Source organism: Pseudomonas sp. GD03862, assembly GCF_029840855.1.
Lineage (GTDB): Bacteria > Pseudomonadota > Gammaproteobacteria > Pseudomonadales > Pseudomonadaceae > Aquipseudomonas > Aquipseudomonas alloputida.
Genome location: NZ_JAOCDI010000053.1, coordinates 1 through 23,443, shown reverse-complemented (window position 1 = coordinate 23,443; position 23,443 = coordinate 1). Strand labels below are relative to the sequence as shown.

21 protein-coding genes and 4 tRNA genes are annotated in these 23,443 nt (G+C 62.3%); 17 read left to right on the top strand and 8 right to left on the bottom strand.

All coding sequences use genetic code 11. The features are described from left to right. Positions 1-69: 69 nt before the first annotated feature. Entirely contained in the window at positions 70-948 is an 879-nt protein-coding gene (locus N5D53_RS24420; RefSeq protein ID WP_190869089.1) for a LysR family transcriptional regulator, read from the bottom strand. Positions 949-1,050: 102 nt separating this feature from the next. On the opposite strand from N5D53_RS24420, the gene N5D53_RS24415 reads away from it, so the two are divergent. Beyond that, positions 1,051-1,479: a PACE efflux transporter gene (locus tag N5D53_RS24415; RefSeq protein WP_190869090.1), complete on the top strand. Its 429-nt coding sequence runs from the start codon at positions 1,051-1,053 to the stop codon at positions 1,477-1,479. A 39-nt stretch (positions 1,480-1,518) separates the two neighbouring features. On the opposite strand, the gene N5D53_RS24410 is transcribed toward N5D53_RS24415, so the two are convergent. The 5 genes from N5D53_RS24410 to N5D53_RS24390 all read right to left on the bottom strand — a co-directional run bounded on the left by N5D53_RS24410 (position 1,519) and on the right by N5D53_RS24390 (position 6,000). Beyond that, positions 1,519-2,568 carry a hypothetical protein gene (locus N5D53_RS24410; RefSeq protein WP_190869091.1) on the bottom strand — a complete coding sequence of 350 codons (1,050 nt, stop codon included), beginning with the start codon at positions 2,566-2,568 and terminating at the stop codon, positions 1,519-1,521. A 152-nt stretch (positions 2,569-2,720) separates the two neighbouring features. Beyond that, positions 2,721-3,389: a GntR family transcriptional regulator gene (locus tag N5D53_RS24405; protein WP_010953229.1), complete on the bottom strand. Its 669-nt coding sequence runs from the start codon at positions 3,387-3,389 to the stop codon at positions 2,721-2,723. 16 nt (positions 3,390-3,405) lie between these two features. Beyond that, positions 3,406-4,104 carry an FCD domain-containing protein gene (locus N5D53_RS24400; RefSeq protein WP_010953230.1) on the bottom strand — a complete coding sequence of 233 codons (699 nt, stop codon included), beginning with the start codon at positions 4,102-4,104 and terminating at the stop codon, positions 3,406-3,408. Positions 4,105-4,147: 43 nt separating this feature from the next. Then, positions 4,148-5,458, bottom strand: coding sequence for a C4-dicarboxylate transporter DctA (locus N5D53_RS24395; protein ID WP_012053078.1), 1,311 nt, complete (start codon positions 5,456-5,458; stop codon positions 4,148-4,150). Between the two features lie 227 nt (positions 5,459-5,685). Next, the gene (locus tag N5D53_RS24390) at positions 5,686-6,000 is read right to left on the bottom strand and encodes a helix-turn-helix transcriptional regulator (protein ID WP_003250216.1); all 315 of its coding nucleotides are present in this window, start codon (positions 5,998-6,000) and stop codon (positions 5,686-5,688) included. 266 nt (positions 6,001-6,266) lie between these two features. On the opposite strand from N5D53_RS24390, the gene N5D53_RS24385 reads away from it, so the two are divergent. Beyond that, positions 6,267-7,832 carry a PAS domain-containing methyl-accepting chemotaxis protein gene (locus N5D53_RS24385; RefSeq protein WP_190869093.1) on the top strand — a complete coding sequence of 522 codons (1,566 nt, stop codon included), beginning with the start codon at positions 6,267-6,269 and terminating at the stop codon, positions 7,830-7,832. A 13-nt stretch (positions 7,833-7,845) separates the two neighbouring features. Continuing rightward, positions 7,846-9,534: an EAL domain-containing protein gene (locus N5D53_RS24380; protein WP_104962150.1), complete on the top strand. Its 1,689-nt coding sequence runs from the start codon at positions 7,846-7,848 to the stop codon at positions 9,532-9,534. 108 nt (positions 9,535-9,642) lie between these two features. Here N5D53_RS24380 and N5D53_RS24375 read toward each other — a convergent pair whose 3' ends face one another. After that, entirely contained in the window at positions 9,643-11,391 is a 1,749-nt protein-coding gene (locus N5D53_RS24375) for a sigma-54-dependent Fis family transcriptional regulator (protein ID WP_190869094.1), read from the bottom strand. A 223-nt stretch (positions 11,392-11,614) separates the two neighbouring features. Between N5D53_RS24375 and N5D53_RS24370 the strand changes: the two genes are divergently transcribed. Genes N5D53_RS24370 through N5D53_RS24345 form a run of 6 tightly spaced genes read left to right on the top strand, consistent with a single transcriptional unit; the run spans position 11,615 to position 17,537 of the window. Then, on the top strand, positions 11,615-12,709 hold the full coding sequence (locus tag N5D53_RS24370; RefSeq protein ID WP_104962148.1) for an ABC transporter ATP-binding protein: 1,095 nt from the start codon (positions 11,615-11,617) through the stop codon (positions 12,707-12,709). Next, positions 12,709-13,806 carry an ABC transporter ATP-binding protein gene (locus N5D53_RS24365; RefSeq protein WP_064493432.1) on the top strand — a complete coding sequence of 366 codons (1,098 nt, stop codon included), beginning with the start codon at positions 12,709-12,711 and terminating at the stop codon, positions 13,804-13,806. Before N5D53_RS24370 ends, N5D53_RS24365 begins: the two co-directional genes overlap by 1 nt. After that, positions 13,803-14,669: a sugar ABC transporter permease gene (locus N5D53_RS24360; RefSeq protein ID WP_049587533.1), complete on the top strand. Its 867-nt coding sequence runs from the start codon at positions 13,803-13,805 to the stop codon at positions 14,667-14,669. Before N5D53_RS24365 ends, N5D53_RS24360 begins: the two co-directional genes overlap by 4 nt. A 3-nt stretch (positions 14,670-14,672) precedes the next feature. Next, positions 14,673-15,473: a carbohydrate ABC transporter permease gene (locus N5D53_RS24355; protein WP_003250228.1), complete on the top strand. Its 801-nt coding sequence runs from the start codon at positions 14,673-14,675 to the stop codon at positions 15,471-15,473. Positions 15,474-15,485: 12 nt separating this feature from the next. Continuing rightward, on the top strand, positions 15,486-15,758 hold the full coding sequence (locus N5D53_RS24350) for a DUF2160 domain-containing protein (protein WP_129933833.1): 273 nt from the start codon (positions 15,486-15,488) through the stop codon (positions 15,756-15,758). Positions 15,759-15,797: 39 nt separating this feature from the next. After that, positions 15,798-17,537, top strand: coding sequence for an ABC transporter substrate-binding protein (locus N5D53_RS24345; RefSeq protein WP_003250232.1), 1,740 nt, complete (start codon positions 15,798-15,800; stop codon positions 17,535-17,537). 116 nt (positions 17,538-17,653) lie between these two features. On the opposite strand, the gene folD is transcribed toward N5D53_RS24345, so the two are convergent. Further along, on the bottom strand, positions 17,654-18,508 hold the full coding sequence (gene folD / locus N5D53_RS24340) for a bifunctional methylenetetrahydrofolate dehydrogenase/methenyltetrahydrofolate cyclohydrolase FolD (protein WP_003250234.1): 855 nt from the start codon (positions 18,506-18,508) through the stop codon (positions 17,654-17,656). Positions 18,509-18,777: 269 nt separating this feature from the next. Here folD and N5D53_RS24335 point away from each other — a divergent pair. The 8 genes from N5D53_RS24335 (at position 18,778) to clpX (ending at position 23,395) form a co-directional block, all read left to right on the top strand. Continuing rightward, positions 18,778-18,854 (top strand) — tRNA-Arg (locus tag N5D53_RS24335). A gap of 41 nt (positions 18,855-18,895) precedes the next feature. Next, positions 18,896-18,971: transfer RNA gene (locus N5D53_RS24330), tRNA-His, on the top strand. A 52-nt stretch (positions 18,972-19,023) separates the two neighbouring features. Further along, positions 19,024-19,108 (top strand) — tRNA-Leu (locus N5D53_RS24325). A gap of 36 nt (positions 19,109-19,144) precedes the next feature. Further along, positions 19,145-19,220, top strand: a tRNA-His gene (locus N5D53_RS24320). A 188-nt stretch (positions 19,221-19,408) separates the two neighbouring features. Beyond that, positions 19,409-19,708 (top strand): DUF6388 family protein, encoded by a 300-nt coding sequence (locus N5D53_RS24315; RefSeq protein ID WP_104962145.1) that lies wholly within the window; start codon positions 19,409-19,411, stop codon positions 19,706-19,708. Between the two features lie 248 nt (positions 19,709-19,956). Further along, a complete protein-coding gene (tig, locus tag N5D53_RS24310) occupies positions 19,957-21,270 on the top strand; it encodes a trigger factor (RefSeq protein ID WP_014753846.1) in 1,314 nt (437 codons plus the stop codon). 91 nt (positions 21,271-21,361) lie between these two features. Continuing rightward, positions 21,362-22,003, top strand: coding sequence for an ATP-dependent Clp endopeptidase proteolytic subunit ClpP (clpP, locus tag N5D53_RS24305; protein ID WP_003259400.1), 642 nt, complete (start codon positions 21,362-21,364; stop codon positions 22,001-22,003). A gap of 108 nt (positions 22,004-22,111) precedes the next feature. Continuing rightward, entirely contained in the window at positions 22,112-23,395 is a 1,284-nt protein-coding gene (gene clpX, locus N5D53_RS24300) for an ATP-dependent Clp protease ATP-binding subunit ClpX (protein WP_003250242.1), read from the top strand. The last annotated feature ends 48 nt before the right edge of the window (positions 23,396-23,443 follow it).

The window sequence follows — 23,443 nt, the reverse complement described above, 5'->3', positions numbered from 1 at the left end:
TATCGGCTTGAGGGGTAAAAGATTGAAGTGCTTAGAGAAAATTCTTACAGACGTTTCGACGGACGGCAGTCACGGGTCAGCCAGCTGCTCGATCAGCAGGCGTGCAGCCTGCTGCAGCGGCTGTTGTTTGCGCCACAGGATATGCACGGGCAGTTGCAACTCGTTGCGTGTATTGCGGAATGCCAGGCGTACCAGACGCCCGCTGGCCAGCAGCGGGGCGACCCGCGACAACGGCAGATCGCCCCAGCCCAAGCCAGCTTCAACCATTTGCAAAGCCAGATCGAAACTGTCGGTGGACCAGTGTGTTGCACCGATCAGTGGGCGAGGGTCCGCCAGTGGCAGGTCGCGGCTGCGCACCAGAATCTGACGCACCTGGGTCAGATCCTCGAGGTCGTGGATACGCCCCTCACGCAAGGCCGGGTGGGCCGGCGACAGGGTGGCTACCAGAGTCTCCATGCCGATGTGCTGGAAGCCGCGGCGGGCATCGACCTGCAGGCCGGCAAAGGCTACGCAGAGGTCGGCACGGCCGCTGTCCAGCAAGTGCAGGGCTTCTTCCTGCGGGGCGCTGAGCAGGGCAATGTCCAGCAACGGGTGGCGCTTACCTAGGTTGGCGATGGCCGCCAGCAGCGGGCGGTGATCGATGTCGGGTACCACTGCCAGGGTCAGGCTGCTCTCCAGCCCTTGGGACAGCTCCAGGGCATGAACCTGCAGCAGCCCCAGTTGTTCGGCAATCAGCCTGGCGTGTGGCTCCAGGGCCAAGGCCTGTGCGGTTGGGCGAACTTCACGCGGGCCACGTTCGAACAGGCTGTAGCCAAGTTCTGCTTCAAGGTTGCCAATGGCCATGCTCACGGCTGAAGGCACCCGCTTGAGGGCGCGCGCTGCGGCAGAAAACGAACCGTGGTCGAGCACGGCCAGAAACAGCTGGATGTTGTCGCTGGAAAAGTTCATGGCAGCCTCCTGTCAGTTGATCTGACAGCTGCTGACTTTTGCTGTCAAGTGCGTTGAAGCATGATCGCCCCCATCGCTTTTTGTCTTTGGAGGTAACCCCGGGTGCAGGGATTGAAACGCAAGTTGGTCTACGTGACTTTCTATGAACTGATCGGGCTGTGCATGTCGACCCTCGGGCTGGCCTACCTGTCAGATACGCAGGCGTCGCATACCGGGCCGCTGGCGGTGATGATCACCACCATCGCCATGCTCTGGAACCTGATCTACAACACCCTGTTCGAGTACTGGGAGAGCCGTCAGGCCAAGCGGGGACGCAGCGTGGCGCGGCGGGTGGTGCATGCCATCGGCTTCCAGTTGACCCTGGTGGTGTACCTGATTCCGCTGATTGCCTGGTGGCTGGACATGACATTGCTGGAGGCGCTGCTGGTGGATATGGCCTTCATCATCCTGGTGCCGTGCTACACCTTTGCCTACAACTGGTCGTTTGATCGTGTGTTTGGCCTGCCACGTTCTGCCATGGCCACCGCTTGATACGGCCTTGCGCGGCGAAAACGCCGGCACAGGCCGCCACTAAGGTGGCAGGCGAATGATCAAAGGCGCATGCTGCTGCTCGACCTGCTGCTCCACCGGCCGCGGCGCACTGGCCAGCAAGCTGTCCTCAACCTGCCCCGACAGGTAATAAACCCCCGCCATGGCCCCGCTCTGGCGGTTCTCCATCAACTCCTGCCATTCCTGGTTCAACGCCACGTTCAGGATCACCCGCAGTTGTTCGACCATCTGCGGGTGGTCACGGTCATGGGTCATCACCCCGTAACCGGCTGCAGCAATCGAAATCATCGCCCCTGCCACCTTGCCCACTGCCGATGCCACGGCACTGGCGATACCGCGTGGGGCCAGGGTGGCGCCAAGCTTTTCGCTGGCCTGGGTGGCCACCGAGTTGAGCCCGACATCGGTCCGGCCAGGGCCTTTGCTGGCCTGCTGATGCAAGTGCTGGCGCATGGCTTGCCAGGCCGGCTGCTGGTCCAGTGACTTGGCCCGCAGCAGCTGATACAGGCTGGCATTGCGCGCATCCGGTGGCCCCAGGGCGATGGCGGGGATACGGTTGAGGCGCTGGCTGAACTGCTCGGGCGGCGCGTTGTACCGGCTGATGATCGCCGGCAGTTGCTGGCCGAGCAGTTGCAGGTACAGTTCGCAGGCGCGGTCGCGGATGCCCTCGGGGTTGATCTGCTCGGCCACCGGCTCGATCACCCGCGCGCGATACTGCTCCTGCAGGTACAGGGCCAGGCGTTTTTCTGCCGGTTCCCGACCCTCGCCACTGTCGAGCTTGTACCAGGCCACCTTGAGGGTCAGCCACTGCTGGGTCCAGTAACCCGTGAACCAGGGGATGAAGTCGCGCTCGGTGCGTTGTTGCACCTGCTCCTTCCACACCCGCATGGAGCGCCGGGCATAGTCGTTGGCCGAGCCGGCGGCACCGACCGAGGCATCGATCAGTTCCTGGTCGATGCGTTGCCAGGCCGCGGGGGTGAGTATTGTGGGCGGCGGCGGGGCAGGGGGGCGCTTGCTCGCACAACCGCCGAGGGCCAGCAGAAGGCAGAGCAACAGGAGGACTCGAGAACTCACGCGACCGCCTCCCTGGTAGAGGCTGGGGGGGTTCTCGAAGTATAGGGTGGGGTTGTTGGGGCTGCTTTGCAGCCCATCACCCGCGTCAGCACAGATGCAAATGGTTGCTTGAGCGCGTGCTACGAGGGAGCGATCGCGTCAGTCTGGACGGGTTATTCCAGGTCCAGCTTTTCTTCCAGACGGTCAAGGTGCCTGTGCATCAACTCCAGGGCCGCTTCGGCATCACCTTGCTCCACGGCATCGATGATTGCCGCATGCTCTTCCCACGCGCAGTGATCGCAGCAAGGCGATTCGTAGCGAGCGATGATCAGCGAGGTCATCGGCACCAGTCCATTGAGAAATCGCGCCAGTGGCGCATTGGCCGCCACCTGCGCCAGTTTCAGATGGAACTCGCCGCCCAGGCGGATCGCCGCGCAGCGTTCGCCACGCTCATGGTGCTGGCGCTCGCGCTCTACCAGTTGCCGTAACTGGCGTACCTGCGCCGGCCGGGCGCGTTGCGCGGCCAGGGTGATCAGCGTGGTTTCGGCCAGACGCCGGGCACTGAGCACCTGACGTGCCTGGTCCGGGTCAGGCGCAGCCAGATGCGCGGTGTGGCTGGGGCGCTGGACTACCACCTGCTGGTCGGACAGGCGCCCGAGCACACGGCGGATCACCGTGCGGCTGACACCAAAGGCATGGCCCAGCGCCTGTTCGGGCAACAGACTGCCCGGCGGCAGGCGCTGTTCGAGAATGGCGTCGAACAGCCGCGGATAAATCTGCTCGGCCGACAGGCGGGTTTCGCCGGCCGCGAGCAGGGTAGGCAAGTGGGGGACGGCGTTCATGGGCACTCTCCTGAGGTCATGGATGCGGATGTTCGTCCGGGATATTCAGCGCGATGCCCATGCGCAGCCCTTCGGCCACGATGTGCTGACGCATCTGGGCACTGGCCTGGGCGCTGCTGCGTTCGCGAATGGCGCGCACCACCGCTTCGTTTTCCTTCAGCCGCGCGGCCAGGTGCTCGGGCGAGTTGCGCAGCATGTCGGCGCTTTGCTTCAGGGCATTGCCGGTCTGCTGCACCACGCTCTGGAAAATCGGGTTGGTGGTCAGGGCGAACAGCGCTTCATGGAAGGCAATGTAGGCTTTGACCCCGGCCTCGCTGTCATCGGCCTCCAGCGCTTCGCGCATGTCCATCAGGGTCAGGCGCAACTGGCCGATGTCCTGGCTGTTGGCCGACTGCGCCACCAGGCCGACGATGAACGGTTCGAGTGTGTAGCGCAGTTCCAGCACGTCGGCCAGGCTGGCCGCAGCACTGGTTTCCACGCCCGACGGCTGGGCATCGGCATCGAGCACCAACACGCCCTTGCCGGGTAACGAGCGCACCAGGCCCAGTGTTTCCAGCACGGTTACCGCTTCGCGCAGGCTGGGGCGGCTGATGCCCAGTTGTTCGGCCAGTTCGCGCTGGCCTGGCAGCATGTCGCCGGTGCGCCATTGGCCGCGGGCCAGGGCCTGGCGGAGTTTTTCCACCACTGAGTTGACGACGGTTGATGAGCTGATCACGGTTCGCTCCTGGAAGGGCCGGCGTCATGCCGGCCACGTTCGCTCAGAATTCCTGTTGATGGGCGTTGGGTTGCTTGCGTGGCGTGGGGGCAAAGCCAGGCTTGCCGTCGAGCACGTTCTGCGCACGTTCCAGGTCAATGTCCTTCTCCCAACGGGCAATGGCCACGGTGGCCACGCAGTTGCCGATCAGGTTGGTCAACGCCCGGCCGATACCCATGAACCAGTCCACCGCCAGCACCAGTACCAGGCCTACCACGGGAATCGCCGGTACCGCAGTCAGGGTGGCGGCAAGAATCACCAGTGCCGAGCCTGGGATGCCGTGAGCCCCCTTGGAAGTCACCAACGACACCAGCAGGATGGTCAGCAGGTCGGTCATTTCCAGTGGCGTGCCGGTGGCGTTGGCGATGAACACGATTGCCAGGGTGAGGTAGATGGAAAAACCATCGAGGTTGAACGAGTAGCCGGTAGGGATCACCAGGCCGACCGTGGAACTGCCGATGCCCAGGTGCTCAAGCTTGCGCATGATCTGTGGCAGCACGGCGTCGGAAGAGGCGGTGCCCAGGACGATGGTCAGCTCTTCGCGCAGGTACTTGATCAACGGCAGCAGTTTCAGGCCCGACAGGCGCATGACGGTGCCCAGCACGATCAGCACGAAGCCGGCACAGGTGAGGTAGAACAGCGCCACCAGCCCGCCCAGGTGCTGCAGCGACGCCAGGCCGTACTTGCTGGTGGTGAAGGCGATGGCACCGAACACGCCGATCGGCGCCAGGCGCACGATCATGCCCATGATGCGGAAGATCACATGGCTCAGTTCGTTGATCAGTCGCGAAATGCCGGCGGCCGAGTCACCCACCAGGTTCAGGGCGCTGCCGAACAGCACCGAGAACAGCAGCACCTGAAGAATGTTGTTGTCGGCGAAGGCACCGATCACCGAGGTGGGGATCAGGTCCATGAAGAATGCCGTGGCGCCATGGATGTGCTGGCCGCGCTCGGCCAAGCCGTTGGCATCGGCGGCGGACAGTTGATCGAGGTGAATGTTGGCACCGCTGCCAATGCCACTGGTGAAGGCGAACACCAGGCCGATCACCAGCGCCAGGGTAGTCAGCACTTCGAAGTAGATCACCGACTTCAGGCCGATGCGCCCGACCTTTTTCAGGTCACCCGCACCCGAAATGCCGCTGACCACCACGCAGAACACGATCAGGCCGATGAGCATCTTGATCAGCTTGATGAAGCCGTCGCCGAGGGGTTTGAGTTGCAGGGAGAGGTCGGGGAAGCTCAGACCGCAGGCGATGCCGAGGGCAAGGCCGAGTACGACTTGCAGGAAAATCGAACGCGAGCACCATTTGAGCATGGGAGGAGTCTCTGATCGGTGTCCTTGCTTCGGTAGCCGCACGGGGCGAAAGAGCGCAGGACTTAATTATTGTGGTCTTACCGGTTTGTTCAGCGCGAGGCCATAAAAGCGCGAAAAATCCCTGATTGCAAGGTTTTTTGGCCTTACCGGTCTGACCAGTTGTGGGGCAATCCGGCCTGCCATGCTCTAGTTCGGTGCGTGCCGTGAAAGGGGGCGCGTGAAATAGCTCAGGGCTTGGCCAGTGCCTGGTCCACCGCTGCAATCAGCTTGCCAAGATCTTTGGGCGGGGCGTTGTGGATGACACCGAACAGGTAGGCGCGCTGCTCCTCTTCGTCGTCCGGTTCAGCGAAGAAGTCCTTGGGCTTGACGCCCAGCACCTGGGCAAACGCCATGATTGCATCGATGCTGGGGGTGTAGGTGCTGGTTTCGAAACGGCTGATGGTCTTGGGGTCGAAGCCGGTCCGTTCGGCCAGTTGTGCCTGGGTCAGGCCCGCCAGCTTGCGGTAGCGGCGCAGGGCGATACCCAAAGCTGATCTCGTCATCGCTTAATTCCCATTTAGAATCAAGAACTTAACGATATCTATCAATGTGGCGCAACGCCATGATCGATCACCTTTGTTTTATTTATGTGATGAATTTCGTAGAATTCATGGCTTGACCGGTCAGTCATCGTCACCTTCCTTGTACCGTTCGGCCTCGTGCCGTAACGGCAGGAAGCGCTTTTGCCCATTGGAACGGATCCTCATGAATCGGTTCCGATGGCCGTCGATGAACTGGGTGCCGGCTTGTCATTGAATGGAGTCTCATCGTGCGCCTCAACTTGCCGGTAACCCCGGTCGAGCAACGTTTTCCCCCCTATCAGCGGCTGATTTCTGCTACCGATACCGCCAGCCTGATCACCTACTGCAACCCAGAGTTTGCCGCCATCAGTGGCTACAGCGAGGCCGAACTGATCGGCAGCCCGCACAACCTGGTGCGCCACCCGGATATGCCGCCGGCGGTGTACGAGTTGATGTGGCGCTACCTGAAAGCCGGCAGGAGCTGGATGGGTATCGTCAAGAACCGCTGCCGTAACGGCGACTACTACTGGGTCAATGCCTACGTCACGCCCATCCTCGAAGGTGGGCGGGTAGTGGGTTACGAGTCGGTGCGCGTATGCCCTACGCGCGAGCAAGTAGCCCGTGCCGAAGCCCTGTATGCGCGGCTGCGCAACGGCCAGGCGGCATTGTCGGTGCCGCGCCGGCTGAGCTTGCTGGCGCAGGCCTTGGCCTTGCCACTGGCCGGTGGGCTGCTGGCGGTGGGGGCCAACCAGCTGTGGCCTGGCCTGGTGGGGCAGGGGCTGACCCTGGGGCTGTTCGTGGCCTGCGGCCTGTGGGTGCGCAATGCCCTCGGGCGGCAGCTGCAGCAGATTGTGCAGGGTGCCGACGGTGCCTTCGCCGACCCGATTGCAGCCTTGACCTACAGCGACCTGTCGGGTGCTGCCGGGCAGTTGCAACTGATGCTGATCAGCGAAGAGGCACGCCTGAAAACCGCCTTGACCCGGCTAAGCGATCTGGCCGGGCAAATGGCCGTGGCCGCTCGCGATGCCGGGCAGTTGTCGCGCAGCACCGAGGCGGCATTGCTGGAGCAGCGTGCCGAAACCGACCTGAGCGCCACTGCAATGAACCAGATGGCCGCCTCCATTGGCGAAGTGGCCAACCACGTGCAGTTGACCGCCGCCGAGGCACACACGGCGCACCTGCTGGCCGAGCAAGGTAGCCAGGTGGCCGATGCCAGCGGTGCGGCCATTCGTAACCTGGCCAGCACCGTGACGCAGATCAACCAGGCGGTCAGCCACCTGGCGGGTCAGACCGGCGCCATCGCCGAGGCCGCCGGGATGATCCGCGGCATTGCCGAGCAAACCAACCTGCTGGCCCTCAACGCCGCCATCGAGGCTGCCCGTGCGGGCGAGCAGGGCCGGGGCTTTGCCGTGGTCGCCGACGAGGTGCGGGCACTGGCCGACAAGACCCGCCAGTCCACCCTGCACATCCAGGCCATCATCGATGCCCTGCGCAGTGGCGCCGAGGAAGCCGTGGCGATCGCCAGCCGAGGCATCGACGGTGCCGAGCAGGGCGTTGCCCAGGTGCAGGAAGCCCGGCAGGCGCTGCATGGCATTCGTGACGCGGTACAGCGCATCAGCGATATGAGCCAGCAGATGGCCACCGCCTCGCAGCAGCAGTCGGCGGTGGCAGAAGACGTTTCGCGGCAGATCAACGGCGTAGCCGGTATTGCCCAGCACAGCGCCCATAGCGCCAACGCCGCCGCCTCGCGCGGTACCGAACTGGAACACGTGTGCGCCGGATTGCGCGCCCTGGTGGAGCGCTTCAACCGCTAAGGCAGGATGCTTTATGGATGATAACTATCGCGCGGCCGTGGACGCGGCCGCGATCTTTTCGGAAACCGACCTGCGTGGGAACATCACCTACGTCAATCAGCAGTTCTGCAGCATCTCGGGCTACAGCCGTGAAGAACTGCTGGGGGCCAACCACCGCATCCTCAATTCCGGGCTGCATGAACCGACGTTCTTTGTCGGCATGTGGCGGGCGTTGGTCGCCGGGCGGGTGTGGAAGGGCGAAATCTGTAACCGGTCCAAGGACGGTTCGTTGTACTGGGTCGACAGCACCATGGTGCCACTGGTCGATCCGCTGACAGGCCAGGTGCGCAAGTATGTGTCGATCCGCTTTGACGTCACCGAGAAGCGCCAGCTGCTGCATACCTTGCAGTGGCGGGTGGGCCACGATGTGCTCACCGGCCTGCCCAACCGTGCCTACCTGTCCGACCTGCTGAACCAGGCCCTGGCCTACTCGCGCCGCGAAGGCATCTCGCTGGCGGTGTGCATGCTCGACCTGGATGGTTTCAAGGCGGTCAACGACGGCTACGGGCATGCCGTGGGTGACCTGCTGCTGGTGGAAGTGGCGCAGCGCTTGAAGAGTATCCTGCGCGGTGGTGATGCCGTGGCCCGGCTGTCGGGCGACGAATTCGTGCTGACCTTGCGCGATGTCGATGATGAGCACCAGCTGCATGCAGCCCTGCAGCGGGTATTGCGTGCATTGGCGGCGCCTTGTGTGGTGCGTGAGCATACGCTGTCGCTCAGCGCCAGTATCGGCGTGACCCTGTACCCGCAGGATGACGAAGATGCCGACACGTTGGTGCGTCATGCCGACCAGGCCATGTATGTGGCGAAGCAGCGCGGGCGCAACCGTTACCACCTGTTCGACGTGTCGCAGGAACAGGAACTCAAGGCCACCCACCAGACCGTAGCGCGCGTGCGCCGGGCGCTGCGCAATGGTGAGCTGTGCCTTTACTACCAGCCCAAGGTCAACCTGCGCAGTGGCAAGGTACTGGGCTTCGAGGGTTTATTGCGCTGGCAGCGGCCAGGCCGTGGTGTGGTGCCGCCTGGCGATTTCCTGCCCTGGGTAGAGCAGACCGACCTGATCGTCGAAATCGGCGAGTGGGTGATCGGGCAGGCGTTGAGCCAGTTGCAGGCCTGGCAGCGCCAAGGGCAGCCCTGGTCGCTGAGCGTGAATATCGCCGCGCGGCATTTGCAGCGCAATGACTTTGCCGAGCGCCTGCAGCAGCTGCTGGCAGCGTACCCGGCGGTGGACCCGGCGCTGCTGGACCTGGAAATCGTCGAGTCGGTGGCCATCGACAACCTGCAGCATGTCAGCCGCTGCCTGGATGCCTGCCGTGCGCTGGGTGTGCGTTTCTCGCTGGACGATTTCGGCACCGGTTATTCGTCCTTGAGTTACCTGAAACGCTTGCCGACTCAGACGATCAAGATCGACCAGTCGTTCGTGCGTGACATCCTTCATGACCAGGACGACCTGGCGCTGACGGAGGCAGTGATCGGCCTGGCCCGGGCGTTTGGCCGCGAGGTGATTGCCGAGGGGCTGGAGAGTGTCGAGCACGGCCGGGTACTGATGGGCCTGGGCTGCGAGCTGGCGCAGGGTTACTGCATCGCCCGGCCGATGCCCGCCAGTGACGTGCAAGCCTGGGCACAGGCCTACCGGCAGCCAGTGCAGTGGCGTGACCCTTGAAGGTCATCAGTGGGCCGTGGTCTTGACCTGCACGGGGGGCGCCACCTGCTTGTCGATCAGGGGTGGCTTCGAAAACCTGCTGTGCGGCGCGCTTCAGGGCCAATCGATTCATCGCTCACGCAGCCGCTTGTACAGTGTGGTGCGGCTGATACCCAGTTGGCGGGCCACCGCCGACAGGTTGCCATTGGCTTGCTCGACCAGGCTCTGCAGGTCCGTCTCTTCAGTCGCTATCGGCACCGGTGTTTTCGACTCGGCCAGAAAGCCCGCTGGAAGGTGCTCGACGCCGACCGACCCGTTGGCCGCCAGGGCCAACGCGACCTGTAGCACGCTCACCAGTTCGCGCAGGTTGCCCGGCCAGGGGTGTTGATCGAACAGGTCGATAATGGCCGGCGGCAGCCGCGCAGGTTGCCCGGGCTCGCGGTAGCGGGCATGCACCTGGTCAATCAGCTGGCGCCGGTCAGCGCGTTCGCGCAGGGGAGGCAGCACCAGCGTCAGGCCGGCGATGCGGTAGTACAGGTCCTGGCGAAAGCGCCCGGCGCGCACTTCTTCGGCCAGGTTGCGATTGCTCGCCGACACCACGCGGATATCCACCGGCACCGGTTCGCCACTGCCCAGCGGCTGGATGCTGCGCGACTGCAGTACGCGCAGCAGGCGGGCCTGGGTGGGCAGTGGCATGTCGCCAATCTCATCCAGAAACAGGATGCCGTGGTCGGCCTTGCGGATCAGCCCCGGGTTGCCCTTGTGGTGGGCACCGGTGAACGCGCCTTTGTCATAGCCGAACAGTTCCGACTCCACCAGTTCGGCCGGGATCGCCGCACAGTTTACGGCGACCAGCGGCTGCCTGGCGCGGCTGCTGGCCCGGTGCAGGGTGTTGACGAACACTTCTTTGCCTACGCCTGTTTCGCCCTCGACCAACACCGGGATGTCCTTTTCCAATAGCAGGCCGGCTTGTATCAAGGCTTTTTCCAGGCGCGGCTCGGCACTGCCGGCTTCGGGGCGGCGAGTGGTTTCGCGTGGGGGGTGCCACTGGCAGTGAAAGCGGTTGCGCCCGGTGGCCTGCAGAGCGAAGGGCTGTTGTCGGGGATGGCTGAGCAGCTGTTGCAGGGGTAACTGGAACAGTTGCTCGATGTTTTGCTCCAGCGGGTTTACGCCGAGCAGGCTATCGGCCCGGTGATTGGCGGCCAACACCTGCCCGCGTTCATCGAACACCAGCAAGCCGGCCCAAGGGCTGTCGAGGTTGTCGGAGGCGCTGTTGAAGATCAGTTGTGCATGCTGGTCAGCATGTTCGGCGAGGATCAGGCGGTTCTCCAGGCTCTGGCCCATCATGCGCACCAGCCCAAGCGTCTGGCTGGCCGGCAGGTAGCCGTCGCTGGCTACGTCGAGCGCCCCGACCAGCTGCCGTGCGGCGTCGAACAGGGGGGCGGCGGCGCTGGACATGTAGCGGTTCTGGCGCAGGAAGTGTTCGTCCTGGCCGACGTGAACCGCTTCGGCGCAAATCAGTGTGGTGCCCAGGGCGTTGGTGCCGACGCCACGTTCGTGCCAATGGGCGCCGGCGCTGAAACCATGGTGCTGGCGCGGTTCGATGAAACGCCGCGAGCCCCAGCTGTCGAGCAGGCAGCCACTGGCATCGGCCAGCATCACCAGGTAGCTGGCGTTACCCAAGAGGTGCGCATAGTGCGGTAGCACTTCCTCGCGGGTCAGGCGCAGCAGGTTTTGGCGCCGCTCCAGCAGGGCACTGAGCTCGGCGCGGGACAGGCAGTCAAAGTCTGGCGCATGCTGCGGCTGCAGGCCGTGGGCGCGGCAGCGGTCCCAGGACGCCTGGATCAGTTGGGTGTGGGTCGAAGTGGATGCGGCCATGGGCCTGTCCTGTGTGATTGTTGTCATGGGTCGACCGCCGTTCAGTGTTGTTCACGGCTGTTCATTGTCAAACTGGCCAGTGTCCAGTTGTGCAGTGATTGTGTTCACGTGCGAGCCCGCGATTTGCCAGCGCTGCCACCCAGGCCCCGAACCAGAGCATCGGGCAAGGACTGGCACGGAACTGGCTGTACCCGGCAGACAACAATCACAAAAAGGCCACGCCATGTCCCTGGTGCTGGAGCAGGTCAGCCGTAGCGTCGACAACCAGCCGTGGATCGTCGATGCGTCACTGCGTTTCGAGCCCGGCTCGTTCAATGTGCTGCTGGGTCGCACCCTGGCCGGCAAGACCAGCCTGATGCGCCTGATGGCTGGGCTGGACCGCCCGGACCGTGGGCGGGTGCTGATGGATGGCCAGGACGTCACCGGTGTGCCGGTACGCCAGCGCAATGTGTCGATGGTGTATCAGCAATTCATCAATTACCCGACCTTGAGCGTGTACGAAAACATCGCCTCGCCGCTGCGCCAGGCGCGCATGGCCGAGGACCAGATCCGGCGGCGGGTGCAGGAAACTGCCGAGATGCTGCGCATCGAAACCTACCTGCAACGCCTGCCACTGGAACTCTCCGGTGGCCAGCAGCAACGCACGGCGATGGCCAGGGCACTGGTCAAGGATGCCTCGTTGATCCTCTTCGACGAGCCATTGGTCAACCTCGACTACAAGTTGCGTGAAGGCCTGCGCCAGGAGCTGCGCGAGCTGTTCGCGGCGCGCCATTGCATTGCTGTGTACGCCACCACCGAGCCCAACGAGGCGCTGGCGCTGGGCGGCACCACCACCCTTGTGCACGAAGGCCGTATCGTGCAGAGCGGGCCCACCGCCGCGGTCTATCAGCGACCCAGCAGCGTGCTGGCTGCCGAGCTGTTTTCCGAGCCGCCGATCAACCTGGTGTCTGGCCGTATCACGGGTAACGAGGTAAGCCTGGCCCAGACCGTGCACTTTGCCCGCAATGCCGACCTGGAGCCGCTGGCCGAGGGTGACTACCGCTTCGGCGTGCGCCCCAGCCATATCGCGCTGGTGCCAGCCCACGACGATGACCTGGAGCTGGCGGTACTGGTGGAGTTGGCCGAGATCAGTGGGTCAGAAACATTTCTGCATGTGCGCAACGAATACTGGCGCATGGTGCTGCACCTTCCCGGGGTGCACGAGTACCAGGTGGACACGCCGATACGCGTGTTCATCCCCACGCACAAGCTGTTCGTTTTCGACAGCGCCGGGGTGTTGGTGCAGGCCCCGGGGTTGCGCCAGGCAAGGAGAGGGTGATGGCCGAAATCCGCCTGCGCCAGCTGGCGCACAGTTACAGCCGCCAGCCCGCCAGCGAGGCAGACTATGCCCTGCACGCACTCGAACATGTGTGGGAGCAGGGCGGTGCCTATGCGTTGCTCGGGCCGTCGGGCTGTGGCAAGTCAACCTTGCTCAATATCATTTCCGGGCTGCTGACGCCGTCTCATGGCGAGGTGCTGTTCGACGGCAAGCCGGTCAACCAGCTGTCCCCGCAGGCGCGCAATATCGCCCAGGTGTTTCAGTTCCCGGTGGTGTACGACACCATGACGGTGTTCGACAACCTGGCCTTCCCCTTGCGCAACCAGGGGCTCGATGAAGCCCGGGTGCGTGCCCGGGTGGAAGAAATTGCCGAAGTGCTCGAACTGACTGCCGTGTTGCGCAAGAAGGCACGCAACCTCACCGCCGATGAAAAGCAGAAAGTCTCCATGGGGCGTGGCCTGGTGCGCGATGACGTGTCGGCGATCCTGTTCGACGAGCCGCTGACGGTGATCGACCCGCATCTGAAGTGGAAGCTGCGGCGCAAGCTGAAGCAGATTCATGAGCAGTTCAATATCACCATGATCTACGTCACCCACGACCAGTTGGAGGCCTCCACCTTCGCCGACAAGATCGCGGTGATGCACGGCGGACGCATCGTCCAGTTCGGCACACCGCGCGAGCTGTTCGAGCGACCGCGGCATACGTTCGTTGGTTATTTCATCGGTAGCCCGGGCATGAACTTGATCGACGTGCGTGCCGAGGCGGGCGCAGTGGTGTTCGGCGATGTCCAGCTGGTGCTGCCCGATGGCCTGTGCGAGCGCCTGGCCTCACTGGCGGGCGGGCGGCTGCAGGTGGGCATTCGCCCGGAGTTCGTGCAGCTATGGGACAGCCCGTTCGAGGGGGCCTACCCGGCGCGGGTGCTGGACGTCGAAGACCTGGGTACCTATCGCATCGTCACCCTCGAACTGGGCGGTGTCGCGCTCAAGGCGAGGCTGGGCGAGGACCGCCCGTTGCCTGTGGACCAGGCCTGGGTCAGCCTGCCGGCGCAGTGGCTGATGCTGTATGTCGACGATGTGCTGCTGGAGACCGGGCCATGAACAACAAGGTGTCGAACAACAAGGCCTGGTGGCTGGTGCTGCCGGTGTTCCTGCTGGTCGCGTTCAGCGCGGTGGTGCCGATGATGACGGTGGTCAACTACTCGGTGCAGGACATCTTCGACCAGTCCAGCCGCTACTTCGTCGGTGCCGACTGGTACCGCCAGGTGCTGCGCGACCCGGCGCTGCACGACGCATTGCTGCGCCAGTTCATTTACTCGGCCTGCGTCCTGCTGATCGAAATTCCGTTGGGTATAGGCATCGCCCTGGCCATGCCAACCAAAGGACGCATGGCCTCGGTGTGCCTGATCGTCATGGCTATCCCGTTGCTGATCCCGTGGAACGTGGTCGGCACTATCTGGCAGATTTTCGGCCGTGCCGATATCGGCCTGCTCGGCGCTTCCCTGGCCAAGCTCGGGGTCAGCTACAACTACGCCGGTGACCCGTTCGACGCCTGGCTCACCGTGCTGGTGATGGATGTGTGGCACTGGACTTCGTTGGTGGCTTTGCTGTGCTATTCGGGGCTGCGTGCGATCCCCGACGTGTACTACCAGGCCGCGCGCATCGATCGGGCCTCGGGCTGGGCGGTGTTTCGCCATATCCAGCTGCCCAAGCTCAAGAACGTGCTGGTGATCGCGTTGATGCTGCGCTTCATGGACAGTTTCATGATCTACACCGAGCCGTTCGTGCTGACCGGCGGCGGGCCAGGCAACGCGACCACGTTCCTCAGCCAGACCCTCACGCGTATGGCTGTAGGGCAGTTCGACCTGGGGCCGGCGGCAGCGTTTTCACTGGTGTACTTCCTGATCATCCTGCTGGTGTCGTGGCTGTTCTACACAGCCATGACCCATGCCGACAAGGACTAGGCCATGAGCACACGCAAATCAATGGCCCTGCTGCTGTACTTCTTCTTCCTGCTGGTGCCGATCTACTGGTTGCTGAACATGTCGTTCAAGAGCAACGCCGAGATCCTTGGCGGCCTGACCCTGTGGCCGCAGGCGTTCACGCTCGACAACTACCGAGTGATCTTCACCGACGCCAGCTGGTACAGCGGCTACATCAACTCGCTGTACTACGTGTGCCTGAACACGCTGATTTCACTGCTCGTGGCGTTGCCCGCGGCCTATGCCTTCTCGCGCTACCGCTTTCTCGGCGACCGCCACCTGTTCTTCTGGCTGCTGACCAACCGCATGGCGCCACCGGCGGTGTTCCTGCTGCCGTTCTTCCAGTTGTACTCGTCGATCGGGCTGTTCGATACCCACATTGCCGTGGCGCTGGCCCATTGCCTGTTCAACGTACCGCTGGCGGTGTGGATCCTGGAGGGCTTCATGTCGGGTGTGCCAAGGGAAATCGACGAAACCGCCTACATCGACGGCTACAGTTTTCCGCGCTTCTTCGTGAAGATCTTCATTCCGCTGATTGGCTCCGGCATCGGCGTCACGGCGTTTTTCTGTTTCATGTTCTCCTGGGTCGAACTGCTGCTGGCGCGCACCCTGACCTCGGTGAATGCCAAGCCGATTGCCGCGGTGATGACCCGCACGGTGTCGGCATCGGGCATCGACTGGGGTGTGCTGGCGGCGGCGGGGGTGCTGACCATCTTGCCGGGCATGCTGGTGATCTGGTTCGTGCGCAATCATGTGGCCAAGGGCTTCGCCCTGGGCCGGGTGTGAGGAGGGCAACGCATGGAGTGGATGGCCTGGACCCTGCCGACAGCGCTGTTCTTCGTCGCTGTGGGCCTGTTGCTGCTGGGCATGACCCTGCTTGAACTGCGTCGCCCCTGCGTAGAGCGACGGGGCTTTTTGCCGCTGGTCACCAGCCGAGGTGACCGTTTGTTCATCGGCCTGCTGGCCAGCGCCTACCTGCACCTGCTGGTGGTCGGTGTCAGCGACTGGCCATTGTGGGTGGCCTCGCTGCTGTCGCTGGCGTGGCTGGCGGTGGTGTTGCGCTGGGGCTGAGCGAGCGGCCCTGTGGGATAACTGAAACGGGAGATCACAATGTTCGACAACAAACACAACAGGCGACATTTGACCCTGGCCGCGTTGCTGGTACTGGCCAGCGTGCAAGGCACAGCCTGGGCCGACCAGTACGAAGAGGCGGCAAAGAAATGGATCGGCAGTGAGTTCAAGCCTTCGACCCTTACCCCCGAACAGCAGTTGGCCGAATTGCAGTGGTTCATCAAGGCAGCCGAGCCGTTTCGCGGGATGAAGATCAACGTTGTGTCGGAAACCATCACCACCCATGAATACGAATCCAAGGTGCTGGCCAAGGCTTTCAGTGAAATCACCGGCATCCAGCTGACCCACGACCTGCTGCAGGAAGGCGACGTGGTGGAAAAACTGCAGACGCAGATGCAGTCGGACAAGAACATCTATGACGGCTGGGTCAACGACTCCGACCTGATCGGTACGCACTTTCGCTACGGCAAAGTGGAATCGATCACCGACCTGATGGCCAACGAGGGCAAAGCCTATACTTCGCCGACCCTCGACCTGAAGGACTTCATCGGTATTTCCTTCACCACCGCGCCCGATGGCAAGGTCTACCAACTGCCCGACCAGCAGTTCGCCAACCTGTACTGGTTCCGCGCCGACTGGTTCGAACGGCCGGAGTTGAAGGCCAGGTTCAAAGAGAAGTACGGCTATGAACTGGGGGTGCCAGTGAACTGGTCGGCGTACGAGGACATTGCCAAGTTCTTCACCGAAGACGTCAAGGAGATCGACGGCAAGCGCGTCTACGGGCACATGGACTACGGAAAGAAAGACCCGTCACTGGGCTGGCGCTTCACCGATGCCTGGTTCTCGATGGCCGGCGGCGGCGACAAGGGCCTGCCCAATGGTTTGCCGGTCGATGAATGGGGCATTCGCGTGGAGGACTGCCATCCGGTGGGTTCCAGCGTGACCCGCGGCGGCGATACCAATGGGCCGGCCGCCGTCTATGCCACGCAGAAGTACGTGGACTGGATGCGTGCTTACGCGCCCAAGGAAGCGCAGGGCATGACATTCTCCGAAGCCGGCCCTGTGCCGGCGCAAGGCAACATTGCCCAGCAGATATTCTGGTACACCGCATTCACCGCCGACATGACAAAGCCCGGCTTGCCGGTCGTGAATGCCGACGGCACGCCGAAGTGGCGCATGGCGCCTTCACCGAAGGGGCCTTACTGGGAAGAGGGTATGAAACTCGGCTACCAGGACACTGGCTCGTGGACCTTCTTCAAGTCCACCCCCGAGAAGCAACGCTTGGCGGCGTGGCTGTACGCCCAGTTCGTCACCTCAAAGACCGTATCGCTGAAAAAGACCATCGTCGGCCTGACGCCTATTCGGGAGTCGGACATCAACTCCCAGGCCATGACCGAGTTGGCGCCCAAGCTCGGTGGGCTGGTGGAGTTCTATCGCAGCCCCGCGCGGGTGCAGTGGACGCCGACCGGCACCAACGTGCCGGACTACCCGCGGCTGGCACAGCTGTGGTGGAGCCATATCGCCGAAGTCGCCAGTGGCGAAAAGACCCCGCAGGAGGCCCTGGATGGGCTGGCCCGCGATCAGGACCGCATGATGGAGCGTCTGCAACGCTCCAACGCCCAGGCGACGTGTGCACCCAAGCTGAATCCGGAGAAGGATGCCCAGTACTGGTTCGACCAGCCGGGTGCGCCGAAAGCCAAGCTGGCCAACGAAAAGCCCATGGGCGAGACCGTCAGCTACAACGAACTGCTGAAGTCCTGGGAGGCGGCCAGGAAGTGATCGGCTGAACGCCGGGGTGGTTTCACCGACCGCCAACCGCTCGCTCGCGAAGAGGCCATTAGTCACGGGCAAAAAAAACGGCACCTGCAAAGGTGCCGTTTTTGCATCACGCGGTATTACTTGTGCAGCTCTTCTGCCGCATACAGCGTGTTCTCCAGCAGGCACGCCCGGGTCATCGGCCCGACGCCGCCCGGCACCGGTGTGATCCAGCCGGCGCGGGGCAGGGCAGTCTCGTAGACCACGTCGCCGACCAGCTTGCCGTCTTCCTGGCGGTTGATGCCCACGTCGATGACGATGGCGCCTTCCTTGACCCACTCACCCTTGACCAGGCCCGGCTTGCCGGCAGCCACGACCACCAGGTCGGCACGCCCGACGTGGCCGGCCAGGTCCTTGGTGAAGCGGTGGCAGACGGTCACGGTGCAGCCGGCCAGCAGCAGTTCCATGGCCATCGGGCGGCCAACGATGTTGGACGCGCCGACGATCACCGCGTTCATGCCGTACAGGTCCTGGCCGGTGCTTTCCAGCAGGGTCATGATGCCTTTCGGTGTGCACGGGCGCAGCAGTGGAATACGCTGGGCCAGGCGGCCGATGTTGTACGGATGGAAGCCGTCCACATCCTTGTCCGGGCGAATGCGCTCGAGCAGCAACGAGGCGTCCAGGTGTGCCGGCAGCGGCAGTTGCAGCAGGATGCCGTCGACGGCCGGGTCGTCATTGAGACGGTCGATCAGCTCGGTCAGGGCTTGTTGCGTGGTCTCGCTGGGCAGGTCGAAAGCCTGCGAAATGAAGCCGACCTCTTCGCAGTCCTTGCGCTTGTGCGAGACATAGACTTGGGAGGCGGGGTCGGTGCCGACCAGGATCACTGCCAGGCCCGGCGTACGCAGGCCTTGCTGGCGACGCTCCACGACACGTTGAGCGATCTGCTGGCGCAGGCTGGCGGCGATAGCCTTGCCATCGATTAGGTGTGCAGTCATAGACGCGTGATTAACCATCGAGAAGGAACAATAAAGAACGTGCATTCTCGCACGACATGGGCCAAGGGCAAAGGCGGGTGGTCGGGCAAATCCCCTAACCCCTTAAATAATTTAAATTTTTTCGAAAAAGGTGTTGACGACTTTCGGGGTCGACTATAAGATTCGCCGCACTTGTCGGGCACAGCCTAGCACTGGTTGGCTAAGTCGGGCAGAATGAGTGGTTTAACAGTTCCTTGTTAGCGTCTCGTTCGGTTAGGCTTCAAGCTTAAGCGCCCGTAGCTCAGCTGGATAGAGCATCCGCCTTCTAAGCGGATGGTCGCAGGTTCGAGTCCTGCCGGGTGCGCCATTAGGCAGCTTTGGCAAGCAAGTAGGCTGTAATGCAATATGGTGGGCGTAGCTCAGTTGGTAGAGCGCTGGATTGTGATTCCAGTTGTCGTGGGTTCGATTCCCATCGTCCACCCCATATTTTTCAAGGGCGCCTCGATAGCATCTGGCGCCTTTGTTTTAAGCGTTACGCGGACGTGGTGAAATTGGTAGACACACTGGATTTAGGTTCCAGCGGCGCAAGCTGTAAGAGTTCGAGTCTCTTCGTCCGCACCATGCTTCTGTAAGGTTGTACAGCAAGACCGCAATATGGTGGGCGTAGCTCAGTTGGTAGAGCGCTGGATTGTGATTCCAGTTGTCGTGGGTTCGATTCCCATCGTCCACCCCATATTCCTGAAAGGCGCCTTGATCGTGAGATCGGGCGCCTTTTTGTTTTGGGTCTGCGTAGCGGTGATGAGCCGCGCCCCAGCCAAAACACTTCCTGCCCCTTGTAATCCACTGGTGGCACCCCAATAAAAGCTGTTAGATTTCAGCCGGTTGAAACACCGGCCCGTTTGGCCGGCAAAGGACACCACGATGATTGCAAAAGAAGCCCGTCAGGCCTTGGCGCTGCAGCGCTTTGCCGAAGCCAATCCGCAGTTGATCGAGGAGATCCGCGAGCTGGATGCGCGTGAGCAGGCCCAGCAAATCGAGTGGGCGTTCGAGGATGCCGCCGAGGAGCAGGGTATTGAGCCTTGGGAGCTGGCGCTGCAATTGATTGCCGAGTCCCCGGAGCAGCTGCAGGCCATGCGCCTGGAAACGCACCGTGAAGTGGCCGAGGCGCTGGGGCTGGAATGGGAGGAGTACTGCCAGTTCAACGACATTGATCCTGAATAAAGGAAGCGAATGCGTTGCGGGTAGTTGTTTGACAAAGTATTTCGGCTGCAGGCCGCCCCCGGCGCCGCGCAGCCCCTGTTGGAAGCAGGCCTGGCGCTGTGCCGTGCGGGCCTTGAAAGTTAATCGACCGGCGTTGTTTTCAGTCGTCCCGTGTGGGGTGACTTCTGCTGCGTGACTCACTAGAATGTTTGCCCTTGATTCTGGAGTCGGGCTAACGCCGGCTAACGTCTGTGCAACGAGGAATATCCATGCAAGTTTCTGTTGAAAACACTTCCGCTCTCGAGCGCCGCATGACCATCGCCGTTCCGGCCGAGCGCGTCGAGAACGAAGTCAACAAGCGTCTGCAGCAGACTGCCAAGCGCGCCAAGATTGCGGGCTTCCGTCCTGGTAAAGTACCGATGACCGTGATCCGTCAGCGTTTCGAGGCGGACGCCCGTCAAGAGGCTTTCGGTGACCTGGTCCAGGCCTCCTTCTACGAAGCCATCGTCGAGCAGAAGCTGAACCCGGCTGGCGCCCCGGCTGTAGAGCCCAAGTCCTTCGAAAAGGGCAAGGATCTGGAGTTCGTCGCCATCTTCGAAGTGTTCCCTGAGTTCACTGTTGCGGGCCTCGAGTCGATCAAGGTCGAGCGCCTGAGCGCCGAAGTGGCTGACAGTGACCTGGACAACATGCTGGAAGTGCTGCGCAAGCAGAACACCCGCTTTGAGGCCGTCGAGCGCGCTGCGCAGAACGACGACCAGGTCAACATCGACTTCGTCGGCAAGGTCGACGGTGAAGCGTTTGCCGGTGGTTCGGCCAAGGGCACCCTGCTGGTGCTGGGTTCCGGCCGCATGATCCCAGGCTTCGAAGAAGGTCTGGTGGGCGCCAAGGCTGGCGAAGAGCGCGTTGTCAACGTGACCTTCCCAGAGGACTACCAGAACCTGGACCTGGCTGGCAAAGCCGCTGAGTTCACCATCACCGTCAACAGCGTTTCGGCACCTGTACTGCCAGAACTGAACGAAGAGTTCTTCGCCCAGTTCGGCATCAAGGAATCGACGCTGGAAGGCTTCCGCGCCGAAGTTCGCAAGAACATGGAGCGTGAGCTGCGTCAGGCGATCAAGACCAAGGTCAAGAACCAGGTCATGGACGGTCTGCTGGCCGCCAACCCGATCGAAGTGCCAAAAGCCCTGCTGGAAAACGAAGTCAACCGTCTGCGCGTGCAGGCTGTTCAGCAGTTTGGTGGCAACATCAAGCCTGAGCAGCTGCCAGTCGAGCTGTTCGAAGAGCAAGCCAAGCGCCGCGTCGTGCTGGGCCTGATCGTGGCCGAAGTGGTCAAGCAGTTCGAGCTGAAGCCGGACGACGCCAAGGTTCGCGAGATGATCGAAGAAATGGCGTCGGCTTACCAGGAGCCTGAGCAGGTCATCGCCTGGTACTACAAGAACGACCAGCAACTGAACGAAGTGCGTTCGGTTGTGCTGGAAGAACAAGTTGTAGATACTGTTCTGCAGAAAGCGACTGTGACCGACAAGTCGGTCTCGTACGAAGAAGCCGTTAAACCAGCCGAGGCTCCTGCCGCTGCTGAGTAACGGGCTTCTCTCGTAGGAAACCTCCACAAGCCAGCCTTCGAGCTGGCTTGTGCGTATTCAAGCCATGACTATTTGGGAGTGAGCGCAGGACATGTCCCGCAATTCTTATATTCAGCAGAGCTCTGACATCCAGGCCGCAGGCGGCCTGGTCCCGATGGTTATCGAGCAGTCCGCCCGTGGCGAACGCGCTTACGACATCTACTCGCGCCTGTTGAAGGAGCGTGTGATCTTCCTGGTTGGCCCGGTAGAGGACTACATGGCCAACCTCGTCGTTGCGCAACTGCTGTTCCTTGAGGCGGAAAACCCGGACAAGGATATCCATCTGTACATCAACTCGCCGGGCGGTTCCGTCACCGCCGGCATGTCGATCTACGACACCATGCAGTTCATCAAGCCGGACGTTTCGACCATCTGCATCGGCCAGGCCTGCAGCATGGGCGCCTTCCTGCTGGCGGCAGGTGCCAAGGGCAAGCGTCATTGCCTGCCTAACTCGCGCGTGATGATCCACCAGCCGCTGGGCGGCTTCCAGGGTCAGGCCACCGATATCGAGATCCACGCCCAGGAAATCCTCAATATCAAGGCCCGTCTGAACGAGCTGCTGGCCTATCACACCGGCCAGGACCTCGAGACCATCAAGCGTGACACCGAGCGTGACAACTTCATGAGCGCCTCGCGCGCAGCCGAGTACGGCCTGATCGACTCGGTCTACGACAAGCGGCAACTGGCCTCCTGAACCGGGGGGTCAGAGCAGGTGGGCGTCGAAAGCGCCTACCTGCGGACTTGAAAAAGCCCGCAATTGCCTTCATCTTGTGTTGCAAGCCTACCGGATTGGATCGATCGAATGACTGACACCCGTAACGGCGAGGACAGCGGCAAATTGCTTTATTGCTCCTTCTGCGGCAAAAGCCAGCACGAAGTGCGCAAACTGATTGCCGGGCCCTCGGTATTTATCTGCGACGAGTGCGTCGACCTGTGCAACGACATCATCCGAGAGGAGGTGCAGGAAGCCCAGGCCGAGAGCAGCGCGCACAAATTGCCTTCGCCGAAAGAAATCAGCGGCATCCTTGACCAGTACGTCATTGGTCAGGAACGCGCAAAGAAGGTGCTGGCCGTAGCGGTGTACAACCACTACAAGCGCCTGAACCAGCGTGACAAGAAGGGTGACGAAGTCGAACTGGGCAAGAGCAACATCCTGCTCATCGGGCCGACCGGCTCGGGCAAGACCCTGCTCGCCGAAACCCTGGCACGCCTGTTGAACGTACCGTTCACCATTGCTGACGCCACCACCCTGACCGAAGCCGGTTATGTGGGTGAGGACGTCGAGAACATCATCCAGAAGCTGTTGCAGAAGTGCGACTACGACGTGGAAAAGGCCCAGATGGGCATTGTCTACATCGACGAAATCGACAAGATCTCGCGCAAGTCGGACAACCCGTCCATTACCCGCGATGTGTCCGGTGAGGGCGTGCAGCAGGCGCTGCTGAAACTGATCGAGGGCACCGTGGCCTCGGTTCCGCCGCAGGGCGGCCGCAAGCACCCGCAACAGGAATTCCTGCAGGTTGATACCCGCAACATCCTGTTCATCTGTGGTGGTGCGTTCTCGGGCCTGGAAAAGGTCATCCAGAACCGCTCCACCAAAGGTGGCATCGGTTTTGGTGCCGAAGTGCGCAGCAAGGAAGAGGGCAAGAAGGTTGGTGAGTCCCTGCGTGAGGTCGAGCCGGACGATCTGGTCAAGTTTGGCCTGATTCCGGAGTTCGTCGGCCGTCTGCCGGTACTGGCTACCCTCGACGAGTTGGATGAGGCTGCGTTGATGCAGATCCTCACCGAGCCGAAGAATGCCCTGACCAAGCAGTATGCCAAGCTGTTCGAGATGGAAAGCGTCGACCTCGAGTTCCGCAGCGATGCGCTCAAGGCCGTTGCACGCAAGGCCCTGGAGCGCAAGACTGGCGCTCGTGGCCTGCGTTCGATCCTCGAAGGCGTGCTGCTCGATACCATGTATGAGATCCCTTCGAAAAAGGATGTCAGCAAGGTGGTTATCGACGAGAGCGTCATCGAGGGCACCTCGCAGCCGCTGATGATCTACGAAAACAGCGAACCGCAAGCCAAGGCCGCGCCAGACGCCTGATTCAGGCAATGGCCGGTTCTCGGTTGCAAGCAAGAGGGGGCCTACGGG

Coding starts and splice junctions, on each gene's coding strand:
- N5D53_RS24420 (WP_190869089.1), bottom strand. CDS start 948: ATGAACTTTTCCAGCGACAACATCCAGCTGTTTCTGGCCGTGCTCGAC.
- N5D53_RS24395 (WP_012053078.1), bottom strand. CDS start 5,458: ATGCTCAAATGGTGCTCGCGTTCGATTTTCCTGCAAGTCGTACTCGGC.
- N5D53_RS24370 (WP_104962148.1), top strand. CDS start 11,615: ATGTCCCTGGTGCTGGAGCAGGTCAGCCGTAGCGTCGACAACCAGCCG.
- N5D53_RS24355 (WP_003250228.1), top strand. CDS start 14,673: ATGAGCACACGCAAATCAATGGCCCTGCTGCTGTACTTCTTCTTCCTG.
- N5D53_RS24380 (WP_104962150.1), top strand. CDS start 7,846: ATGGATGATAACTATCGCGCGGCCGTGGACGCGGCCGCGATCTTTTCG.
- N5D53_RS24375 (WP_190869094.1), bottom strand. CDS start 11,391: ATGGCCGCATCCACTTCGACCCACACCCAACTGATCCAGGCGTCCTGG.
- N5D53_RS24315 (WP_104962145.1), top strand. CDS start 19,409: ATGATTGCAAAAGAAGCCCGTCAGGCCTTGGCGCTGCAGCGCTTTGCC.
- N5D53_RS24345 (WP_003250232.1), top strand. CDS start 15,798: ATGTTCGACAACAAACACAACAGGCGACATTTGACCCTGGCCGCGTTG.
- N5D53_RS24390 (WP_003250216.1), bottom strand. CDS start 6,000: ATGACGAGATCAGCTTTGGGTATCGCCCTGCGCCGCTACCGCAAGCTG.
- N5D53_RS24360 (WP_049587533.1), top strand. CDS start 13,803: ATGAACAACAAGGTGTCGAACAACAAGGCCTGGTGGCTGGTGCTGCCG.
- N5D53_RS24365 (WP_064493432.1), top strand. CDS start 12,709: ATGGCCGAAATCCGCCTGCGCCAGCTGGCGCACAGTTACAGCCGCCAG.
- folD (WP_003250234.1), bottom strand. CDS start 18,508: ATGACTGCACACCTAATCGATGGCAAGGCTATCGCCGCCAGCCTGCGC.
- N5D53_RS24350 (WP_129933833.1), top strand. CDS start 15,486: ATGGAGTGGATGGCCTGGACCCTGCCGACAGCGCTGTTCTTCGTCGCT.
- tig (WP_014753846.1), top strand. CDS start 19,957: ATGCAAGTTTCTGTTGAAAACACTTCCGCTCTCGAGCGCCGCATGACC.
- clpX (WP_003250242.1), top strand. CDS start 22,112: ATGACTGACACCCGTAACGGCGAGGACAGCGGCAAATTGCTTTATTGC.
- N5D53_RS24405 (WP_010953229.1), bottom strand. CDS start 3,389: ATGAACGCCGTCCCCCACTTGCCTACCCTGCTCGCGGCCGGCGAAACC.
- clpP (WP_003259400.1), top strand. CDS start 21,362: ATGTCCCGCAATTCTTATATTCAGCAGAGCTCTGACATCCAGGCCGCA.